We start from the raw sequence: 21238 nt of genomic DNA on the forward strand, positions 1-21238 counted from the left end.
GATGGGCGAATGTAGCTCAGAATCTGAGCCTCTTGGGCCGACGTTCGGCGGAATCGAGCAAGGGGCTGTCCCAGACGTCGATTTACACCTTCTGGGACAACCCCTTTGCTGCGCGCCCCACTATCGGACTAACGCGACCGCCTGCTTCTGCCGCCGCCGCGCAGGCCGCGGGAAGATGGCGCCGCACCGCGGCCCGCCTTGCTCTTGCCTCGCGGCGAGGCGAAGGCGCCGGGTCCCGGCGTCCTGCCGGCGCGGGCTTGCTGCCCGGTGCGCCCCTCCGGACGGCCCCCTTGCCGGCCCGCCGCAGGACCGGCGGCGCGGCCTCGGCCGTCCGCGCGCGAGCGGGGCGCCCCCGCTCCCGCTCCCTTCGCCGCCATTGCGCCCGCACTTCGCCCGGCCCCGGGCCGGCCCGCTTCGAAAGCGCGCCGGCTCTTGTCCGCGGCGGGCTTGCGCGGCGATACGCTCCCGCTCTTCCCACTAGAGCGGGAGCCGCCGCTCCGCCCGGAGGCCTCCTCTTCGCCTCCGCCGAGGCGCGAAACGCCGGTCGTCCGGCGTTCGATGCCCATGCCGATGCCGCTCTCGATCTTCGCCAGCTCCGGGCGGTCCTTCGGCGCCACGAACGTGATCGCCATGCCGGACTCGCCGGCGCGGCCGGTCCGCCCGATACGGTGGATGTAGCTCTCCACATCGTGCGGAATGTCGTAATTGTAGACGTGGGTGACGCCTTCCACGTCGAGGCCCCGCGCCGCGATGTCGGTCGCGACAAGCAACTGCAGCTTCGCTTCGCGGAACCGCTTCATGACCTGCTCCCGCTTCGCCTGCGACAAGTCGCCGTGCAGCTCGTCGCACGAATAGCCGGCCGCCTGCAGCGCTTCGTTCAACGTGCTGGCCCGCCTTTTCGTCCGGCAGAAAATCATGCCCAAATACGGCTGCGTCTCCTCGATCATCTGCTTCAACGCCGCCTGTTTGTTGCGATCTGTCGTCTCGACGACGAGTTGGCGGATTTCCTTCACCGTCACCTGCCGACCCCGTACGGTCACTTCCTCCGGCTTGCGCAGAATGCGGGACGCCAGCTGCCGGATCGGGCCCGGCATTGTCGCAGAGAACAGCAGCGTCTGCCGCTGCGACGGCGTGTTCCGCAAAATCTCCTCGACCTCGTTCAGGAAGCCCATATGCAGCATTTGATCCGCTTCGTCCAGCACGAGCGTCCGGACGCTGAACAGCTGCACCGTCTCGCGGCGCAAATGGTCGAGCAGCCGTCCCGGCGTCGCGATAATCAAATGCACGTTGCCCTTCAGCTTGGCCAGCTGCGCCTCGACATCCTGCCCGCCGTAGACGGCTAGCACGCGGATGCCCTCCTCCTTGCCGATGTACCGTTTGACCTCTTCCGTAATTTGGAGCGCCAGTTCGCGGGTCGGCGTCACGATCAGCCCCTGAACTTTATCCGAACGGACGTTGATTTCCTCCAGCATCGGCAGCACGAACGCGAGCGTCTTGCCCGTGCCCGTCTGCGCCTGCCCGATGACGTCCTTCCCCTGAAGGATGAACGGAATGGCCATCTCCTGCACCGGAGTCGGCTTCTTTATGCCTTGAGCGGACAGCATCGCCACGCGTTCCGCCGAAATTCCCAATTGAGCAAAGCCTGACACATCAGCACCTCATTCGCTTGATTACCCTGGATTCCCACTTATCGTACCATAATGGCGGCCGTTGGGAAATCGGGCGAACCGGGGCCCCTGAATTGTTCGTGGAGAACGATCTCGACTGAGCAGAGGGGATGAGCCTACAAATGAGGAGAAAAGAGGGGCTAGCGTCACGAACATGCCAAAACCTCCCGTCCCGCGAAGACGAGGGGCTTGCCATTTACCAAACAATCCTCAGCCGGCACCGGCCCGCTCCACTTCTCTTGCGTCCGTCGCCTGGGCCGGGAAGCGCGAGACCGCAGTTCGTTAAGCCGCTTGGAATCGCCAAAGAGGCTGCATCCCGCGGAACGTTCCGCTCGGGATGCAGCCTCTTTCTTGCCGATTCGGCGTCGGTGGCGCTTCTTCGGCACCCACGGACGCTGAAGAAGGCGTTGTTGCTTGCGCCCTCCTTGCCGCAAGCCGCGGTCACGCGGTCAGCACCGAAGCGGCGGCTCCGCCCTGCTGAAGCTGATACATGGCGTAGTATTTGCCCTTCAGCTCCATCAGTGTCTCGTGGTTGCCGCGCTCGACGATCTCGCCGTGGTCCAGCACGAGAATCTGATCCGCCTGACGGATCGTCGACAGCCGGTGCGCGATGACGAACGTCGTGCGCCCTTTCTTCAAGACGTCGAGCGCCGCCTGGATGATCGCCTCCGTCTCGGTGTCGATGCTGGCCGTCGCCTCGTCGAGGATAAGGATTGCCGGGTCGTAGGCGAGCGCCCGCGCGAACGAGATCAGCTGCCGCTGACCGGCCGACAGTGTGCTGCCCTTCTCGATGACCGGCTCGTCGATGCCGCCGGGCAAGCTGGCGAACATCTCGTAAGCGCCGACGTCGCGCAGCGCCTGCTCCACCTTCTCCCGGCTAATGGCCGGATTGTCCAGACTGACGTTCGAAGCGATCGTGCCCGTGAACAGGAACGGGTCCTGGAGCACGATGCCCATATGCTGGCGCAGAAGCTGCCTCGGAATGTCGCGGACGTCGGTGCCGTCGATCGTGATGCTGCCCTGTTCCACGTCGTAGAAGCGGAACAGCAGGTTGAGAATCGAGCTCTTGCCCGAGCCCGTATGGCCGACCAACGCGACGGTCTGGCCTTGGCGGGCTTCGAACGAGATGTTCTTCAACACGTACTCGTCGTTCTTGTAAGCGAAGGTGACGTTTTTGAACGCCACGTCGCCCTTGTACCGGTCCAGCTTGCCCGTCGCCACTTCGACGCCCGGCTCGTCGAGCAGCTTGAATACCCGCTCCGCGGATACCCGCGCCGTCTCCAGGTTGGCGAGCTGGTTGACGATGCCGACGATCGGCTGGAACATCCGGTTCATGTAATCGACGAAGGCGTACAGCACGCCGACGGTGACGACCGAGCCGAGCCAATCGCCCCAGAACAGCCAGATGACCGCGATAAAAATAATATTTCGGATGACGTTGACCAGATTGTGCGAGGTGATCGAGTTCAAGCTGAGCATCTTGTTCTGGTACGTGAACAGCTCCTTGTTGTGCTCCTCGAACTCCTGCATCGTCGCCTTTTGCCGGCGGAACGCCTGAATGATCGTCATCCCGTTGATCGATTCGTTGATCATCGCGTTGATGTCGCTCAGCTTCGTGCGGATGACGTCGTTATACCGGGCCGCGAAACGGCGGTACACGACGATCCAGGCGATGAGAATCGGCACGAGCGGTAGCGCGAACAGCGCGAGCTTCGGACTGAGCAGGAACAGCGCCCCGAGGATGGCGGCCATGTAGATGATGCCGGAGAAGAAGTTCGCGAGCACCGCGACGAAAAGCTCCCGTACCGCTTCCGTGTCGTTCGTGATCCGCGAGACGACTTTGCCGGCCGGCAAATTGTCGAAGTACTGCACCGGCAGCCGCTGCGTATGCGCGAACACGTCCTCGCGCATACGCTGCACGATGCGGTTGGCCGACGTCTGAAGCAGCAGCCGCTGCCCGTAGGTGAAGACGGCCGCCAACAGCAGCAGCCCGAAGTAGGCGGCCGCCAGCGTCAGCAGATCGGGAATTTCCGGCTTGTAGAAGCGGAACAGCTCCGCCCTGGTAAGTTTGACAGCAGGATAAGTTACCGTCTGGCCGTCCTTCGTCGTAATCGTCATCGTGCCGTCCGTCACCTGGCGGGAACCGTCCGGCACGTCCTTAACCTCCAGCCAGTAATAGCTCCGGCCGGCTTGCAGCACTCTCGCCGCGGCTCCTTTGCTCTCGTCCGCGGAGAAGCGGTCTTCCCGCTTGTAGGTTTTGCCCTTGTATTCGACCGTCCGGCTGCCCGAATCTTGCGTCTCGTACCAGACCTTCTCGATGCCGAGAATGTTCTGGTCGATCATCCGCTTGGCGATGAACGGCCCGATCAACTCCACGCACACCGCCAATGCCAGCAGCGCAAGCGCGAGCAGAATCGGTCTCTTGTAGATCATGGCATATCGAAATAGCCTCTTGCCCGTCGTTCCCATGGAGGTTGAGCACCTTCTTTCGTAATCGAATGGCTTCGGTCGGCTTCCGTTCTCAGGAGGCTTCGACCATCGCCTCCAGCTGCTGCCGGTCGAACTGCTCCTTGTACCAGCCGCCGGCCGCGAGCAGCTGCTCGTGCGTGCCTTGCTCGACGATCCGGCCTTCGTCCAGCACGAGAATCCAGTCCGCGTGCTGCACGGCGGACAGCCGGTGCGTCGTGATGAGCGTCGTCTTGCCCGCCCGCTCGGTGCGGATGCCCTCGATAATCTCGGCCTCCGTCTTGGCGTCGACGGCCGACAGCGCATCGTCGAGGATCAGAATTTCCGGGTCGGCGATGAGCGCCCGCGCGATGCTGACCCGCTGCTTCTGCCCGCCGGACAGCGCCACGCCCTTCTCCCCGACCAGCGTCTCCAGGCCGTCCGGGAGATAGCGGATGTCCTTCGCGAACGAAGCCCGCTCCAGCGCGCGCCGCATCTCCTCTTCGGTCGCGCCCTCGCGCCCGAACAGGATGTTCTCGCGAATCGTGCGCGAGAACAGAATCGGCTGCTGCGGCACGTAACCGATCCAGCTCAGCAACCGGTCGATCTCCATTTCTTCGAGCGGCACGCCGGAGACGGCGATCTCCCCGCTGCCCAGCGGATATTCGCGCAGCAGCTGCTTGAGCAGCGTCGTCTTGCCGCTTCCGGTCCGGCCGACGATGCCGAGCGTCTGTCCGCGCTTAAGCGCAAACGAGATGTCCACCAGATTGTCGATGGAAGAGCTCGGATAACGGAACGTGACGCTCTTGAATTCGATGGTCTCCGGCGTATCGACCCGGACGAGCTTGGCGCCGTCTTCGACGTCCGGCTTGTAGCCCAGCGTCTCGCTGACCCGGTCGAGCGACGCGTTGCCCCGCTGCATGACGTTGATCAGCTCGCCGATGGCGAACATCGGCCAGATGAGCATCCCGAGGAACACGTTGAACGACACCAGCTCGCCGAGCGTAATTTCGCTGCGGAACACAAGGTATCCGCCGTAACAAAGCCCGATGATATAGCTCAGGTTGACGAGCACCTTGTTCGTCGGCTCAAACAAGGCGTCGATTTTGGCCACCGCGATGTTCTTGTTCAGCACTTCGTTCGTCTTCGCATGGAACCGGCCGCGGTCCGCCTCCTCCTGCACGTAGGCACGAATGACGCGCACGCCGGATACCGACTCGAGCACCTGGTCGTTCAGCTCGCCGAACGCGTCCTGCGCGCTCATGAAGCGCTCGTGGATCCGCTTCCCGAACTTCGCCATGAGCACCGCCATGATCGGCAGCGGCAGCAGCGCCGCGAGCGTCAGCTTCCAGCTGATCAGCACGACCATCATGAACAGGATGGTGAGCATGAACAGCGACGAATCGATCAGCGTCAGAATGCCGAAGCCCGCCGTGTTCGAGATCGCCCACAGGTCGTTGGTCGAGCGGGCCATCAGATCGCCCGTCCGGTTGCGTTCGAAGAAGGTCGGCGTCATTCGCAGGAAGTGCCGCATGAGGCGCTTCCTTAGCAGCCGCTCCAGCAGGAAAGCCCCGCCGAACAGCTGATACATCCATACGTAGGTAATCACGTAGCTGGCGACCGTCAATCCGGCCCACAGCCAGATCGATTGGAAAAACCGTCCGTCCCCGAGCGTGCCCTGGTGAATGCCGTCAATCAAGTAGCCGATCAACTTGGGCGGAATGACCTCCACCACGCCGACCAGCGCAAGCAGCACGACCGCGATCGAATAACGGCGCCAATGCTGCTTGAAAAACCAGCCCAACTTGCTCAAAACGGTCAACATTCGTTTTCTTCACACCTTTCCTCGCCATACCCGCCGTAACCAAACAAAAAGCGTACCGCCGCAAGCGATACGCCTCTCTCCGCCGTCCAAGAACGTATGTTCTCTTCTTGCGGATAAGAAAGGCGCACGATTACGGGGACGTAATCATGCGCCTTGGGATGTTAGACCAAGTTAGTGTGGCGCAATCGGATTACGTCCGGACAGCCGGCGGCCGCGATCGTGAAACGTTGGAACCATCATCGAGATAAGCATCGGACGCAATCCTCCTTTCGATTTGTGAAATCTATTTGACACTTTACCATTGCCAGGAAATGCTGTCAATCGGTTTTGCGCGATTTTACAAGACTTTGATGTTGAGCCCGCTCCGCTTTTTTGGGATCGCCGCCGGACCGGTATATTCCCTTCAGACGCCATACCGGCAATCCCGCGTCCGGCTGGAACGGACGCCGGAATGCCGTACGCCTTGCCATCCGCCGGGAGATCGACGTCGATCCGCAAAATCTTGCCGAGCGGCGAATGCTTGTTCCGCCCGTTGCCGCGCAGCCTACACGACCAGAATTTCGGCCGGGCCCTCGCACCATTCGCAGCGCTCCGGCGGTGTCCAGGCGCTAAACTTGGTCTTGGACAAGTTCACCAGGTCCGGTGCATCTTCATACTCGTCGACAAACTTGTCGATCGCTAATTCGACATGTTCCTTGCAGACGCAATACATTCGAGGCGTTTCCTTCCTATTCTTCGTCTTCGCTCTTCTCGACGAGCTTCACGCTCAGGTCATGCGTCTTCCCGTCTCGGTAATACGTTACCGTAAGCGATTCCCCGATTTTTTTCGAATTATACAAGTACTTCCGCAGCTCCATCATGCTGCCGATCGGCTTGCCGTCCAGCTTGACGATAATGTCGTTCAGCTTCAGTCCCGCTTCCTTCGCCGGACCGACGGCTTCCAGCACGAGAACGCCCTTCTTCACGCCTTCAGGTACGACCAATGGCGGCGCGTCCGTCTCCGGCGCGGTGCCGGAATCCTCCCCGCCATCGGCGCTCTGCCCGACGTCGAGGCTGTCCAAATACGATGACAAATCCATCGCATAGACGCCGAGATACGGGCGCAGCACCTTCCCGTGCTCCATAAGCTGCTGCACGACCGGCATCGCGTCGTCGATCGGAATCGCGAAGCCGATTCCTTCGACGCCCATATCGGCCACCTTCATGCTGTTGATGCCGACCACTTCGCCGTCCAGATTGACAAGCGCTCCTCCGCTGTTGCCGGGGTTGATCGGCGCGGAGATCTGGATGACTTCCTCTTCCCAATCGTAATTGCCGTCTTGATTCAACGACACCGGGATGACCCTTCTCAGATTCGAGACGATACCGTCCGTCAGCGAATCGCTAAGCCCGAGCGGATTGCCGACGGCAATCACGGTCTCGCCTTCGCGCAATCGGTCCGACTCGCCGATGTCCGCGACCGTGTCGATGCCTTTGTCGTCGACCTCCAGCACCGCCAGATCGGTAATCGTGTCCTTGCCGACAATCTTCGCTTCCTTCTGGTCTCCGTTCACCGTCACGATCTGCAGACTGCCCGAATTTTCCACGACATGCGCATTCGTAATGATGCGGGCTTTGCCGTCTTGCTTCTCGAAAATAACGCCCGAACCGAGGCTGGCGTTCTCCGGCGTCTCTGCGTCCGACGAATCGCCGCTCTGCCCTTCCCGCTTGGGGCGGTTAATAATGCTGACGACCGCGGGGCGGATTTTCGCGGCGGCGGTAATGATCCTCTCGGACGTCTCCACGATCGGCTGCCCGCTCGCCATCGCCGGACGGCTGGCCGGTTCGGAATGGCGGTCGATCACGAAGCTGAAGAGGATCGCCACCAGCAGCGAGCTGGTCAACGATGAGACGAGCGCGACGCGGAGCATCGACCCCTGCCGGAAACTCCGCCCGCCGCCAAAGACCGGCCGAGAACCCGCGTCTCTGCGAACTCTCCGCTTTACCCGCGTGGAATAGAAATCGTCATCGAAGAAGCTCATGCGCTGCACCGCCCTTTTCCCCAAGAAACCCTGGATCCGCCGCCGCTATTCTCTATTGAATCGTCCAGAAAATCCGAATAGATTTGTCGGTTTTGACTAAAATACTAATAGAATTGCCAAAGGGAAGCAAGAGAATACTCCCGATCCACCGATATGTAAAGAAAGGAAGAGGTCCCAATGAATCCTTATCCGAATGGCAACCCGCTGCTCGATCTCGCCGCACGCTTCTCCGGCCTGAAGGAGGATAACTACCGCCAGATGCTGGCGCTGAGCGTCCTCATCGAATTGCTGGTGGAGAAGGGCATCGTAACGCCCGAGGAAATCCGCCGCAAAGCTGCCGAGATGGAAGCCGATCTGGAACGGGAGCTGCTTCTATGATTTGACGAGGTCCCATGGCGTCGGACGGTCGTAATAAGTTTCGCACAGGGCGAATTCGTGCTTGTGATAGAAAAATCCGTTGTCTTCCAATATTGTATTCACCGTCAGCTTAGCCAAATCCATCTGATTGTGCTCCTGGCTCAGATGAGCCAAATAAACGCGGCGCGTTCCGCCGTCCAGCAGCCGGCACAGCGCCTCGCCCGCCGCTTCGTTCGACAGATGGCCGGTGTCGCCCAGAATGCGCCGCTTGATGTTCCACGGATACCGGCCCATGCGCAGCATGTCGACGTCGTGGTTCGATTCCAGCACGAGCACGTCCGACTGCTGCAGCTGCTTCATCACCTTGTCGCTCACATACCCGAGATCGGTCGCCAGACTCAGCTTGACGCCGCCGGAATAGAAGCAGTAGCCGACAGGCTCGGCGGCATCGTGCGAGATGGCGTACGATTCGATCCGCAGATCGTAAAGCTCCATCGTGCTGTCGGTCGGCATGATCTTCCGCTGCTCTTCCGCCAGCTCCCCGATCCCTTTGTGCATCGCCGCCCACGTCTTCTCGTTCGCATAGACGGGCAACTCGAATTTGCGGGCGAGCGCCCCGAGCCCCTTGATATGATCGGAATGCTCGTGCGTCACGAAGATCGCGTCCAGATCCTGCCCGGACACGTCCCGTTCTTTCATTAATTCTTCGATTTTCTTGCCGCTCAGGCCTGCGTCGACCAGCACGGTCGCCGCGTCCGAAGACACGATCGTCGCATTGCCGGTCGATCCGCTCGCCAATACCGTAAATCGCAATCCCATGTTGTCAACCTCTCGTTTCTCCTGCTCTCCCAAGCAAAAACATCTTCGCCTTCTGACAAATACTGATCGATCCAGCATCGGCACGCCTGCCGCCGGGCCATTCTCTCCGGCTTATTTTCACGTGTGGCCGGCGTTCGCCGTCGCTTTGCCCGGCTTCTGCGCGCCCGAAGAGGCGTCTCCCTGATCGGTCACCGCTTCGCCGCTGATGGCGTGTACATAGAACACTTCGCCGTCTTCGAGCAAAACCCTCCACGAAGGCGCCGAAACCTGCGTCTCCGAATCGAAAATCTGCCCGTGGTAGCCGAGCTGGATCTCCTTGATGACCGAGCCCGCGGGCAAGTAGTTCCGGTCGATCAGGTTGGCCACCGCCTTCGTGGCCGGCAGCACCTTCTGCAGCTTCGCCTCTCCGTAAGGAAGAATCTCGATCCGGTCCTGGTGGTATGCGGTGATTTTCTGGTCCTTGTAGAACAGCTCGATCTTCACGTCGAAGATCGGCCAGCCGTCCACCATCCGGTTCAGCACGAACATCTTCTCGTTGCTTCCCAAATTGTCGAAGCGGTATTCGGACAGCTCGGGGATGGCTCCGCCCAGCGCCTGCTGAAGCTCTTCGGGGGCGAAGACGACCCTCGTGTTCGGCTGTGACTCGAGCGGGATCGGCGAACCGGACCCGCCGTCCGGGTTCTCCAGCAGCCGGTACGTAATCTCCCGCATCTCCGGCGTCTCGGTCGGAATCTCCGCGTCCACGCGGATTCCCTTATTCGTCATGATCTGCCGGGTCTCCGGCGGCAGCGAGGTCCAGTCGACGGACGAATCGATCCGCTCCTGCCATTCCAGCCACAGCTGATAGCCCAGAACGATATTCAGCAGCAGAAAAGCCAATATCAATACGTTTTTCGCCCGTCCCCAGTCCACCTGCTCACCTCCTATCGTCCGACGTTTGTGGAAATAGCCGCCGCTCCGATTTGCCGCCTTATTCTTATTCGACCTTGCGCACTTCGCCGTCCGTCAGGCGGATCGCCCATACCGGCTGCAGCTTCACGGCATCTTTCGTCAGAGTCGCCTGATACGCCGGGAAAACCGACTCGACGACCGACCCGCCGGCCGTCCGCCGGATCATCGCCCGAAGCGACTCGCCCGCGGGCAGCTTCACTTGCGTGGCGGATGTTTTGCTTTTCTCGTCCAACACGATCATCGAACGTTCGTACGAGGTGACGACGCCTTGCTGAATCGTAAGCTGCATATAGCCGAATTTGAAGCTTCCGCCGGACAGAATCGGCAGCCCCTTGTAATACTGCTGGAACCGGATGCCGCTGTCGTTCACCGATCCTTCGCCGCTGACGAGCCGATGCGTTCCGTTCCATCCCCCGTGCTGATTGACGAACTTGACCGCCGCCGAGATGTTGTCGCTCAAGTCGTTCTGGCTGTCGGTCGGCGCGACGAGGTCGGTATACGACAGCCAACCCGAATCCTGCTCGATCTTGAGCCCCCGCTTGCCGTCGGTATAAATCCGGGTTCCGTCCTGACGATCCTGAATCATGCGCGTCGTGCCGGGATCGATGAACAGATTCCGCTGGATCTGATCCGGCGTGTACCGGCTGAACGGAACCTGGACGGCATCGTACGGCCGGGTCTTCTCGGGAACGTAAACGCCGCCGTCCAAGTGCGCGAACGGGGTCCAGTATTGGCCGAAGCCAACGCACTGCTGGACGTCCTGAACCGTCAGGTCGGCGCGCAGCGCTTCGTAAACGTTGCGGCCGTCCGCGCTGAAGAAGAAGGTACGGACTTCCTCGCGGTCCTTGCTCGCGAAGATCCAGATCCGGCTGACCGAATCGGCGGAGAACAGGAAGTTCGAATCGATCTTGAACACCTGCTCCAGCAGTTCGAAAGGAACGGCTCGGCCGAAGCGCACCTCGACGCCGATATCCTCCTTGCGAACCTGCTCCCAGTCGACCGAATCGATCGTATCCTGCTGAAAGCCCTTGAATTCCCTCCCCTGCAGCTTGCCGAGAACCAAATCGTAGAACGAATCGTTCGGGTAGAAAACGGTATGCTTATCCGCGCCCAGATGCAGGACGAGCTGCTCGGGCAACAGCAGCTTGCCGACTTGCTCCTCCGGTCCGAGCGGGTCCGTCTTGACGTAATCCTGCTCCGTCCGGACCTTGGCTTCCATGCTGGGCATGCTGTACGCCAGGAAGTAGCTCTGCACCAGGCTGACGGCGATCAGCAGCGCCAGCAGCACCGATTTCGCTCTCTCCATCATGCGGATTCGCTCCCTTCCTGATCGATCGGCAGCGTCACCGTAGCCGTCGTGCCCTGGCCGGGCTCGGAATCGAGCGTGATGTGCCCGCCGTGGGCACGCACGATTTCCCGGGCAATGGACAGGCCGAGCCCGGTGCCGCCCATGCTGCGCGAACGCGCCTTGTCGACGCGGTAAAAGCGCTCGAAAATGCGTTCGAGATCTTTCTTCGGAATGCCGATCCCCGTATCCTTGACGTTAATCGTCAGCTTGCCGGCGTCGTCCAGCCGCGCGGACAATTGGACGGAGCCGCCGTCCATCGTGTATTTGATGGCGTTGGACACGAGATTGTCCAGCACCTGATCGATGCCGTCGCGGTCCAGCCATACCTTCTTCAGCTTCAGCTCCGGCTCCACCTGCACTTTGGCGGTAATCGCCTTCTGCCGCAGCTGAAGCGAGAAGCGGTCGACGACGTCCTCCATCATCTCCGCGACGTCGGTCATCTGCCGCCGAAGCTGCGACTGGCGCGAATCGAACCGCGACAGATGCAGCAGGTCGGTGACGAGGCGGATCATTCGCTCCGTCTCGCTGCGGATGACGCCGACGAAGCGTTCGGCGAGCGGAGGCTCCTCCAGCGCGCCGTCGTCCAGCGCCTCGGCGTAGCTCTTGATCGTCGTGAGCGGCGTCCGGAGCTCGTGGGAGACGTTGGCCACGAATTCGCGGCGGGATTGCTCCAGCTTCTCCATCTCCGTGACGTCCTGCAGCACGGCGATGGCGCCGACGACGCCCTTGTCCCGCCGGCGGATCGGCGTCAGCGTGACGCGGAACACCAAAGGCTCCTCGCCCTGCGGCCTCGGCCGCTGAAGGAGCAGCGTCGATTCCTTGCCCCGCAGCGTTTCGGCGATCGGCGCCTTGTCGATGTCCAGGCATTCGGACACCGTCAAGCCTTCGATCTCCTCGAGGTCCAGCATCGCCCGCGCCCGCCGGTTGGCGACGATGACGCGCCCGATCTCGTCGGTCGCGAGGACGCCGTCGCTCATGTTCGAGAGAATCGAGCTCAGCTTCTCCTTCTCTTCTTCGTTGACAGACAGAGCCTCGCTCAGCCGGTCGGTCATCTCGTTGAACGCGATGCTGAGCTGCCCGATCTCGTCGTTGCCGAGCACCGGCACCCGTTCCTCGAAGCGGCCTTCCGCCACCGCGGCCACCTGCCTCGTCAGCGCCTTGATCGGCTGCGTAATCGTGCCGGCGATCAGAATGCCGAGCAGCGCCGTCAAGCCGAGCGCCAGCAGACTGCCCGTGACGAAGATCCGGTTCACCCGTTCCATCGTCACGTACAAATCCTTCATCGACGCCACGATATAGACGGCCCCGATGATCTTGCCGCCGCTCACGACGGGCTTCGCGATCACTTTCTTGCGGACGCTGTCGGAGTCGATAATCTCCTCCGAGTTGTCGCTGATGCCCTGCAGCGCGCGGCTGACGAGCAGAGACGTGTTTTTGCGCCCCACGTAGGATTGATGCTCCTCGAGCGAAGTCGTCAGCACCTTGCCGCTCGCGTCGAGCACTTGAATTTCCCCGCTGATGCTTACCAGGCTGACCAGTTGGGCCAGCTCCGCGCTGGCGTCGTCTTCCGCGTTGCCGGCCTTGTCCTGCTTCGAGAGAGCCGAGCCCGCCAGCATGGTCAGCATCTGCGCCTGGCCGTCGAGGTTGGTCGTGAAGGAGTTGATGAGCGAGCTCTTCATCGTGCTGATAAAATAAACCCCGATCAGCTGCAAGGCGATCAGGATCAACAGCAACACCATGACGATGAACTTCGCTTGAATCGTGCGCAACGGCAGGAACGGCTTCATCCGCCGAAACCGCCCGTCGCCATCTTCGGGTTGCGCATCAAATACCCGAGCCCGCGGCGCGTCAGAATAATTTCCGGTTTGCTCGGATCGTCCTCGATCTTCTCGCGAAGCCGCCGGATCGTCACGTCCACCGTCCGCACGTCGCCGAAATATTCGAAGCCCCATACCGCTTGCAGCAAGTGTTCACGGGTCATTACCTTCCCGCTGTTGCGGGCCAGGTAATGGACGAGCTCGAACTCCCGATGCGTCAGGTCGAGCGGCTGGCCGTTCTTGTACACGACGTACATGTCCGTGTCGATGAACAGATTGAACAGCCTCAGCCCTTGCCGTTCGGCGTCTCCTCCGCCGTTCTCTTCCTCCGCGCGCGACGCTTCCAGCTTGCGCTGGCGGCGCAGATGCGCCTTCACGCGCGCCAGCAGCTCGCGGGTGCCGAACGGCTTCGTCACGTAGTCGTCCGCCCCGAGCTCCAGACCGAGCACCTTGTCCAGCTCCGTATCCTTCGCCGTCAGCATAATGATCGGCGTGGACAGGCGGGCTCGAACCTCGCGGCAGACGTCCATGCCGTCCTTCACGGGCAGCATCAGGTCGAGCAGGATCAGATCGGGATCCAGCTCGAACGCGAGGCGCACGGCCGTCTCGCCGTCGAATGCGCAGACGACCTCGTAGCCTTCCTTCTCCAGATTGAATTTCAGAATATCCGCAATGGGCCGCTCGTCGTCGACCACCAAGATTTTACCGGGCATCTTACCAAGCCTCCTGTTAGGGGGAAGCGATCTTAAGTTTCTCTTCTATTCTAACATAATGCCCGTCTTCCGCGAACCGAAGAACCGGACCCGGCCCGCCATACCCGATCGGCTTAACGGAAACAGAATCCAGCAAAACTCCGGAAGCGCAGCTAGTCCAAGTCGCTTGAACCGGTAATCTGATAAACGCCGCTCCACTTTTTTCAGATTCGATGTAATGAGCGGTCTTCGATTCACTCATTGTGCGGGGATGGTAATTCCATCCAAACTCCCTTTTTGCATGGGTACTCCAGGATTCAATCAGGATTTGCCGTGTCATTTACGGACCCTGAATCCGCTATATTTCACGCCTGGAAGCCTATTCAGCAATGGGAACGGACAGAGGATCCGTTTTCACTTCAAACTAATCCCAAAACAAGGTGGAACATGCTCTCCACCCCGGAGACTTTTAAATTCTATAATGTGAAAAACCGCCAAGCCCGATCGGCCCGGCGGTCTCTTCTATGCTTCCTACAAATAACTGGTCGGATTCCGAAGCTTCCCGTCCAGATAGATTTCAAAATGCAAGTGCGTGCCGGTCGAATGGCCGGTGCTGCCCATGATGCCGATGGCCTCGCCCTTGGAGACGACCTGGCCCTTCTTGACCGAGATGCTCTTCAAATGCCCGTACAGCGTCTTGAAGCCGTTGTTATGATTGATGATGATGGCATTGCCGTAGCCGCTCTTCCGGCCCGCGAATTCGACGGTGCCGTTGTCGGCCGACATGATCGTCTTGCCGCCGACCATGTCGATGCCCTTGTGCAGCCGGCCCCAACGTTCGCCCATATAGCTCGTAATGCGGTGGCCCGATACGGGCCAGGCGAAGCTGCCGGTGCCTTCGCTCGGGGTGACTTTCGTTCCTCTCAAAATGACGGTCGATACCGGCGCTTCCAGCACCTCGGAGGATACCTGCTCCTCCTCGATCATCGTTCCGTTGCGCTTGACCAGACGGTACGTCACTTGACGCTTGCCGTTCTTGCCCTCGCGAACCGTCTTCGACTTGCCGAGCTTGATGTCGTCGCTCTTGCGAATCTCGACGGGCGGGTCGATCGTCTCGATCTGGGTCACTTCTTCCTCCGACTTGACGTGCAGAACCGGATTGTTCTGAGTAATATCCAGCACGTCGCCCGGCTTGATCTCGTCGTCCTCAATCCACGGATTGTTCGCGTAGATGACGTCGGCGGACACCTTCATTTTCTGCGCGATGCATCCGATGCAATCGCCTTTGCGCACCGTATAGGTTCGCTTGACCGGGTTGCCGGTCGTCAGCTTCTTGAACACCTCGTCGGGGTCGGCCACTTGCGCCGGATCGTCGATGTCGACGGGGATCGTCGTCACCTCTTCCTCGATGCTCACCGACTTCACGACGCGGCTCGGCTGAGCCGTCCGCTTCGACGCGTTATAGGACAGCGCCTGAACCTTCGACTTATCCGAAGCGCCGGGCGCGAACTTGTCCTTGACCCGCTGCAGAATCGACTCCGCCGTCTCCTGATCCTTCACGACGGCGATCTCCTTGCCTCCGATGACCAGCTTGACGCCGACCGGATGCGTCTTCAACCCGGCTTCCAGCGCCTTCAAAGCCGCCTCGTCGTCCGGAAGTTTCTTGTAAGCACTTACATCCTCGAATGATACCTGATTGTCGTCAAGCTTGTAGCGGACCTCCGAATCGGCGTCGGCCAACTGCTCGGATTTCGCCTTGAGGGCGTTCTCTACAACTTGCTTGCTGCTCACTTCCCCGATCGGCTGCCCGTTCAACAGAACTCTATAGAATGAATTGGTATGCGCTTGGACGTATTGATTCGCTCCGATGAACACGCCGACGGCGGCAACGAGCGCTGCGCCGGTGACGACGATCGGAGTTCGATAGTTTCGCATTTGTCGGGCTGCAGGCTGAGTCTTTTGACGGACAACGGTCATTCCTTTCAAGCTCGAAGACCGGATTTGTCGAAAATGCCGGCGCCAACCGGCGAGCCATTCCCGAATCCGGTCCGTTTTCTTGAAAACGGCCATGATTTTCTCCTTTGCATCCCACCAGGTAAAGTTTTCCCTTTCTAGTCAAAGCCTGCTATAACTTTAGCATACCTTTAACGAGCCTATCAATAAAACGAAGATGAAGATTATCTCATAATAAGGGAAAAGCCGCTGGCGACCAGCGGCTTTAAGCAAGAGTCTATATTCCTATTTTCTGTCGAGGTTTAGGGCTCAGGGGAAGGGGTCGGCGGTTGGATGATGTCGAGCATTTGCTCGTATTCTTTGTCGCTTAGCGCATTTTTCAACAGCTTTTGCACTTCCGGCAGCTCCTCGGCCGTCACGCCGCCTTCCAGATAGGAGGACAGCTGCTGAAGCTGCTCGGCGCTCAGCTTCGAGACGACGATCGAATAGAGCCTCTGGCGCTCCTCGTCGGTCAGGGCTGAGCTCCCCGCGCCGGCGGCTTCGCCGTTCCATACCGGCACCGCATCTCCTCCGGCCTCCTGTTGCCCTTCCGGGCTGTCCTTCGTTGCCGGAGTGTCTTGCTGCTCGCCTGCCGCTTGCCCGCCTTCTCCGTCAATTGCAGCGCCTTCGTCCCCGCCGCCGGTTGCGCTCCCCTCGGCCCCGGTATCCGCGTCCGCCGAGGGGCTCGGGCTCGGACTCGGGCTTGGCTGCGCGGACGACGCTCCGCCCGCCTCCGGAGCCCCGGCGTCAGCCGGCGGTTCCGACGGCGCCTGATTGCCGCTCGCCGCCTGATTGCCGGGCGCAGGCGACGGGCTCGCTTCCGCCGCTTCCGGCTTGTCCGCCCCCCACAGCGTGCCCCAGACGCCGGACAGCGCGAAAGGCTGCACGTCCAGCGGAATGTCCATTTCTTTCAACACCGTCTGGATGTAGCTGTTGACGATATAGCCGGTCGTCCAGACGCACAAGAAGCTGAGAAGCAGCGCGCTCGCCAGCAGCTTGGCGCCCCATTCGATCCATTTCCACATCATGATGCCCTCCTGCCAAACTATGTTTTCATAGTTTTCAGTATGGGCAAACCTCGCGGCTCTCATTCTCGCAGGCCGTCGAAAAGAGAAACCCGGAGCGCTAAAATTTAAACCGCATCCCCGTCAGCTTGCGGATGACCAGCGCACTGAGAACGAAACCGACGAGCAGGCCGATGTCGTAGCCGATTTGCTCGTCGAACTCGACGAGGGCCGAGACGAAGAGCCCCGCGATCATGGAAAAGCAAAGCACGAACCCGACGCGCAGGACGATCTCCCAACCTCCGAAAATCATGATCTTGCCGTTATTCTCCGTCCGGTTCCGCTCGTACGCCAGCACGCCGCAAACGAAGCTCAGGAGAAGAAGCACGAAGAGCGCCGCGGCTTTTTCCCAGGACAATCGATCAAACGGAATCGTCACATAAGTAATGAGGTTGAGCCCGTCCTGCAACCGATCGTACCAAGCAGGCATTCCCACGTCGCCGTCCAATGGTCGTTGCAGCCGAACGCCCTGCACTTCCAGCGAGTTGGTCACCAAGGAGATGAAGCCCATAGGCACAATGAAGGTCAGCAGCGACAGGATCGTTTGGGACGCCACGGTCCCCGTAATCGTGCCTATGAACAAGACCAGCGAGTAGATGGCCGCAAGCGCCAGCCAGGAGTAGCCCATCTCCGCCATATGATAGGCGAAGCTGAAGTAGGGGGCGATCGGGGACCACAGCACGACGAGCATGTCTACGATCGTGTTGGCCACGAGCGTGCCGGTCAGAAGCGCAAGGCCGAACAGCCATTTATGGAGGAAAATTTGCCTCCGCGAGTAAGGCAGCGCGAACAGCAGCTCTTGCGTGCCGTTTTTCCGTTCGGTGCCGATCTGGACGAGCGCCAGCACGAACAGGGCGAGAAGCAGCCAGAGCCGCGCGGTGGTCTCGAAGCCTCCGTATTCATAGGCTTGCAGCACCGGTTGGCTGGAGATCTCGACCGCGTGCAGACGAACGTCCGCGACGTCCGGCTCGACAAACAGCCATTTGTTCATCCGCAGCAGGCCGAACGCGAGAAAATGAACGATCGGCACCGCCCACACGAACAGTCTGGCCTGGGCGTATTCGCGGCTCCACAGCGCTCTAACCCGCATCCCGGTCACCTCCGTCCAATTTCCACAAATACAGATCTTCCAGCTTGACCGGAAGCGGCTCCATGAGCAGCGGATTCAGGCGCCGAAGCTCCTCGTAAGCGGAGCCTTCCCCCTCCGTGCCGACCAGCAGCGTGTAGACGCGCCCGATATGATCCAGCACGCGCACCTCCGGCGAAGCCAGCCAATCGGCCGGCGGCTCCCCCGCGAAAGCCACTTGCAGCTTGATAACGCGCCCGCCGCCTACGTCTTCGGACGTATAGGCTTCGACCGAGCCGTCCTTCAGCAGCAGAATCGTATCCGTCATGCGCTCCAGCTCTTCCAGCAGATGCGAGGAGATGAGCAGCGCCGTTCCTTCCGAAGCCGCTTCCATCAGCAGGGACAGCACCTGCTTTTTGGCGATCGGATCGACGCCGTTCGTCGGCTCGTCGAGCAGCACGTAAGGCGCTTTGGTGGCGAGGCCGAGCGCGGTCGCGAACATCATTTTCATCCCTTTGGAGAAAAGCCGCACGTTGCGGCCAAGCGGCAGACCGAAGCGGTCGAGCGTCCGCTTGAAGTCATTCATATCGAACCGGGGATAAATTCGGGAATAAAAGTCGGCGCAGCCGTAAGGCGTATATCCGTGCCAGGGCTCGATATGATCGGGGACGAACACGACATTCTCCTTGGCGGACATGTCGCGGTGGATCGATCGGCCTTCGTATTCGACCGTTCCGAGATCGGGGGTCATCACGCCCGCCATCGTCTTGAGCAGCGTCGTTTTGCCCGCTCCGTTGCGGCCGATCAACCCGGCGACCTGGCCGGGCGCGAGCGTGAACCCGACTTCGCGAAGCACCGGCCGCCGGTCGATCGATTTATGAAGATTCCGGACCGTTAGCATCTTCTTCCCTCCCAAAGCGTTGGATGTCCTCCTGCAGCCATTCGGCCAGCCGCTTGCCGCCGACGCCCAGATGGTGCGCCTCCACGACGATGCGCTTCAGCTCTTCGCGCAATTGGCGCAACCTCTCCTTCTCCATGCCCGGGCCTCCCCCCCGTTCCCGACACATAGGCGCCTTTGCCCCTCTGCGTCACGATGACGCCCTGCCGCTCCAGCTCCTGATAAGCTTTGGCGACCGTATTGTGGTTGACGAGCAGTTGGGCGGACAGCTCGCGGACGGAAGGGATCTTATCCCCTTCCTTCAGAGCGCCCTTGGCGATCAGCTCTTTGACCTGCTGCACGATTTGCTCATAGATGGGGCTGAGGCTTCTTGCGTTGATGACAATCATAAGGCTTCCTTCAGCTCCTTTTCCGCCGGTCCGCCGCCTTGCCGCTTTGCCGACTTCGAAACCGTTAACCGGCAACTGTACTACTTTTACTAGTACACATTGTACACTACATATTTGGAAAATACAACTACTTTATGAAGTTGGAGGAAACGGATATTGGGCAGAAAACTAGGTGTAGGGTTTAAATGTGAGAAGCTCGGTTGCTCTCTTCGGCGATTTCCCAGCGTGGCACGCGAATGTGAGGAAGCCAGTTACTCTCTTCGACAACCCCTCGGTGCAAGACGCAAAAAAAGCCGCCTCCCGCGCGCGAACGCCGGGGGACGGCTCTTCTAGTTCTCTCTATACGTAAATCGGAGCGACCTGGTTCGTCTGATCGCGGTTGCGGCCGACGGAGAAGATGGCGATCGGAATGCCCGTCAGCTCGGAGACGCGCTCCACATAGCGGCGGGTGTTCGCCGGCAAGTCTTCCAGCGTCTTCGCGTTCGAGATATCCTCGGTCCAGCCCGGCAGCTCCTCGTACACCGCTTCGCATTCGGCCAGCGTCTTCAGATTCGCGGGATAGTGCTTGATGATCTCGCCGCGGTACCGGTAGGACGTGCAAATTTTCACCGTCTCCAGGCCGCTCAGCACGTCGAGCGAGTTGAGCGAGAGCCCGGTGATGCCGCTCACCCGGCGGGCGTGGCGGACGACGACCGTGTCGAACCAGCCGACGCGGCGCGGTCGGCCCGTTACGGTGCCGTATTCGTGACCCTTGTCGCGAATCCACTGGCCGAGCTCGTCATGCAGCTCGGTCGGGAACGGTCCGTCGCCGACGCGGGTCGTATACGCCTTCGCGACGCCGATTACTTGCCGAATCTTGGAGGGTCCGACGCCGGATCCGATGCAGACGCCGCCCGCAGACGGGTTGGAGCTCGTCACGAACGGGTATGTGCCTTGGTCGATGTCGAGCATGACGCCTTGCGCGCCCTCGAACAGAACCTTCTTCCCTTCGTCGATCGCTTCGTTGAGCACGACCGACGTATCGGTAACGTAAGGGCGCAGCTTCTCTGCCAGCGCCAAATATTCGCGTATGATCTGCTCTGCATCCAGCGGTTCCCCGCCGTACACCTGCTCGATGACTTGGTTTTTCTCGGCGACCAGACGGCGCGCTTTGGACGCGAATTCCTCGGGGTCCATCAGATCCGCGATGCGGATGCCGTTGCGCGCCGCTTTGTCCATGTAGCACGGACCGATACCTTTGCGCGTCGTGCCGATCTTGTCCTCGCCCTTGCGGTCTTCCTCCAGCCCGTCGAGCACAAGATGATAAGGCATAATAACGTGCGCGCGGTCGCTGATCCGCAAGTTGTCGACAGTAAAGCCGTTGTCGATAATATATTGAATCTCTTCCACCAGAGCAGCCGGGTTAATAACCATGCCATTGCCGATGACGCAGACTTTGTTCTCGTTGAAAATGCCGGACGGAATCATGGTAAGCTTGTATTTCTTGTTCTGAATGAGAATCGTGTGGCCGGCGTTGTTGCCGCCCTGATAACGGGCTACGACATCCGCCTTCTCCGCCAGGTAATCGGTAATTTTCCCCTTACCCTCGTCTCCCCATTGCGTTCCAACGACTACAACTGTAGACAAAGCAATCCCTCCATCCGGCTGATTTGCTCTTGCCGGCATGATAATGCCTCCCCCGAAGCGCGTCCCCCCGTTCGTCGAAGACGACGGTGGCGCGCACAAAAGCACCGGAGACCTGATTCGTCCCCGATGTACGGCCAAAAGGCCGCAAGGCGGCATGATTAGTGTAGCAAGCGCAGGAGGCGAAGTCAATCAAAAGGCGAACAATTGTTTAGGTGCCTATATGATCGTTCGGAAATTTTAACGAGTCTTTCCCAGTAGAGA

The 21238-nt window shown here is 60.3% G+C and carries 17 protein-coding genes and 1 pseudogene; 1 reads left to right on the top strand and 17 read right to left on the bottom strand.

The features are described 5' to 3' along the window. Positions 1-128: 128 nt before the first annotated feature. The 5 genes from G485_RS27890 to G485_RS0122810 form a co-directional block, all read right to left on the bottom strand. A complete protein-coding gene (locus tag G485_RS27890) occupies positions 129-1649 on the bottom strand; it encodes a DEAD/DEAH box helicase (RefSeq protein WP_338027793.1) in 1521 nt (506 codons plus the stop codon). 459 nt (positions 1650-2108) lie between these two features. Beyond that, entirely contained in the window at positions 2109-4136 is a 2028-nt protein-coding gene (locus G485_RS0122795) for an ABC transporter ATP-binding protein (protein WP_027094435.1), read from the bottom strand. Positions 4137-4188: 52 nt separating this feature from the next. Further along, a complete protein-coding gene (locus tag G485_RS0122800; RefSeq protein ID WP_027094436.1) occupies positions 4189-5937 on the bottom strand; it encodes an ABC transporter ATP-binding protein in 1749 nt (582 codons plus the stop codon). 544 nt (positions 5938-6481) lie between these two features. Next, positions 6482-6649, bottom strand: coding sequence for a CxxH/CxxC protein (locus G485_RS29575; RefSeq protein ID WP_084423460.1), 168 nt, complete (start codon positions 6647-6649; stop codon positions 6482-6484). A 16-nt stretch (positions 6650-6665) separates the two neighbouring features. Then, positions 6666-7958, bottom strand: coding sequence for a S1C family serine protease (locus G485_RS0122810; RefSeq protein ID WP_027094437.1), 1293 nt, complete (start codon positions 7956-7958; stop codon positions 6666-6668). 177 nt (positions 7959-8135) lie between these two features. On the opposite strand from G485_RS0122810, the gene G485_RS0122815 reads away from it, so the two are divergent. Further along, positions 8136-8336, top strand: coding sequence for a hypothetical protein (locus G485_RS0122815; protein ID WP_027094438.1), 201 nt, complete (start codon positions 8136-8138; stop codon positions 8334-8336). Here the strand turns inward: G485_RS0122815 and G485_RS0122820 are convergent. From G485_RS0122820 to G485_RS0122875, 12 genes and pseudogenes are all read right to left on the bottom strand, one after another. Further along, the gene (locus G485_RS0122820; RefSeq protein ID WP_027094439.1) at positions 8331-9134 is read right to left on the bottom strand and encodes an MBL fold metallo-hydrolase; all 804 of its coding nucleotides are present in this window, start codon (positions 9132-9134) and stop codon (positions 8331-8333) included. The genes G485_RS0122815 and G485_RS0122820 overlap by 6 nt on opposite strands. 117 nt (positions 9135-9251) lie before the next feature. Further along, the gene (gene yycI / locus G485_RS0122825) at positions 9252-10046 is read right to left on the bottom strand and encodes a two-component system regulatory protein YycI (RefSeq protein ID WP_027094440.1); all 795 of its coding nucleotides are present in this window, start codon (positions 10044-10046) and stop codon (positions 9252-9254) included. Positions 10047-10110: 64 nt separating this feature from the next. Beyond that, positions 10111-11394, bottom strand: a complete 1284-nt coding sequence (locus G485_RS0122830; protein ID WP_027094441.1) for a YycH family regulatory protein — start codon at positions 11392-11394, stop codon at positions 10111-10113. Further along, positions 11391-13220 carry a cell wall metabolism sensor histidine kinase WalK gene (walK, locus tag G485_RS0122835; RefSeq protein WP_027094442.1) on the bottom strand — a complete coding sequence of 610 codons (1830 nt, stop codon included), beginning with the start codon at positions 13218-13220 and terminating at the stop codon, positions 11391-11393. Before walK ends, G485_RS0122830 begins: the two co-directional genes overlap by 4 nt. Next, positions 13217-13963: a response regulator YycF gene (yycF, locus tag G485_RS0122840; RefSeq protein ID WP_027094443.1), complete on the bottom strand. Its 747-nt coding sequence runs from the start codon at positions 13961-13963 to the stop codon at positions 13217-13219. The genes walK and yycF overlap by 4 nt, the downstream gene beginning before the upstream one ends. Positions 13964-14473: 510 nt before the next feature. After that, positions 14474-15877, bottom strand: coding sequence for a peptidoglycan DD-metalloendopeptidase family protein (locus tag G485_RS0122845; RefSeq protein ID WP_169732356.1), 1404 nt, complete (start codon positions 15875-15877; stop codon positions 14474-14476). A 320-nt stretch (positions 15878-16197) separates the two neighbouring features. Next, a complete protein-coding gene (locus G485_RS28650; RefSeq protein ID WP_156922556.1) occupies positions 16198-16962 on the bottom strand; it encodes a hypothetical protein in 765 nt (254 codons plus the stop codon). Positions 16963-17059: 97 nt separating this feature from the next. After that, positions 17060-18088, bottom strand: coding sequence for an ABC transporter permease (locus G485_RS0122855; RefSeq protein WP_027094446.1), 1029 nt, complete (start codon positions 18086-18088; stop codon positions 17060-17062). Next, complete coding sequence (locus tag G485_RS0122860; RefSeq protein ID WP_027094447.1) at positions 18078-18965, bottom strand: ABC transporter ATP-binding protein; 888 nt, start codon at positions 18963-18965, stop codon at positions 18078-18080. The genes G485_RS0122855 and G485_RS0122860 overlap by 11 nt, the downstream gene beginning before the upstream one ends. Further along, positions 18940-19101 (bottom strand): hypothetical protein, encoded by a 162-nt coding sequence (locus G485_RS31125; RefSeq protein WP_240489251.1) that lies wholly within the window; start codon positions 19099-19101, stop codon positions 18940-18942. Before G485_RS31125 ends, G485_RS0122860 begins: the two co-directional genes overlap by 26 nt. An 85-nt stretch (positions 19102-19186) precedes the next feature. Further along, positions 19187-19351 (bottom strand): annotated as a pseudogene (locus tag G485_RS31130) (GntR family transcriptional regulator); the annotation flags it as partial. Between the two features lie 339 nt (positions 19352-19690). Then, positions 19691-20977 (bottom strand): adenylosuccinate synthase, encoded by a 1287-nt coding sequence (locus tag G485_RS0122875; RefSeq protein WP_027094449.1) that lies wholly within the window; start codon positions 20975-20977, stop codon positions 19691-19693. Positions 20978-21238: the final 261 nt, after the last annotated feature.

This window comes from Cohnella thermotolerans DSM 17683, assembly GCF_000429825.1.
GTDB lineage: Bacteria > Bacillota > Bacilli > Paenibacillales > Paenibacillaceae > Cohnella > Cohnella thermotolerans.